At 30.4% G+C, this 682-nt stretch carries 2 protein-coding genes; both read right to left on the bottom strand.

Going from position 1 to position 682, the window contains the following annotated elements:
- A partial coding sequence (locus tag J4D97_RS23165) for a glycosyltransferase family 2 protein (protein WP_208309649.1) occupies nt 1–276 on the bottom strand: 276 nt, incomplete at its 3' end.
- 86 nt (nt 277–362) lie between these two features.
- A partial coding sequence (locus J4D97_RS23160) for a hypothetical protein (protein ID WP_208309648.1) occupies nt 363–682 on the bottom strand: 320 nt, incomplete at its 5' end.

Genomic DNA, 682 nt, shown 5'->3' with positions numbered 1-682 from the left:
ATCTAACGTATCCTGAGTCTTGTCTGTAGAATTGTTATTAACAACAATGATTTCGAATGGTATTGCTGTTTCTATTTTAGCTAAACTTGCTATACATGTCAATATATTAGTTTCCTCATTCCATGCGCTGATTATGACGCTTACAAGTGGTTCTTCACTTTGAATTGCATAGAGATTTTTATTTATATAATCAAATAAATGTCTAGGAATTTCTTCATAACATTTATAAGGAAATTTAAATTTATTTATCCAACCCGGAACAGAAAACACATCCATTATGAGAAAACAAAATTTTATGAAATTTATCCTGCAAACTTCTTTCAAACAAAAAACAATTACACACTAAAATAATAATATCTATGTTAACCAATAAACAAGTTTTTTAACCATTTATCAATCGAATAGTCTTTACTACTTTCTATCGTTTCGTTTTCCAAAAACAGGTTAGGTATTTCTATTTTTCTCAAATCTATCACATGCATATAATGGGGGTTGTAATCATCTTGCAACCTAACCCAAGTATTAGTTGTCAATACTTTTTTACCGCTGCCAATAGCGTCTATAACCCGCATTGCCATACCAGTCTGTTTCGCATTACTAACGTCTACTATAGCTTTTGATTGACTAAAAATCCGAAGGTACTCTTTCCTATTCATCGGATTGAACTTAATAAGTTTTAAGT

Source organism: Hymenobacter defluvii, assembly GCF_017589435.1.
GTDB lineage: Bacteria > Bacteroidota > Bacteroidia > Cytophagales > Hymenobacteraceae > Hymenobacter > Hymenobacter profundi.
This window is presented reverse-complemented; position numbering and strand designations above follow the sequence as displayed.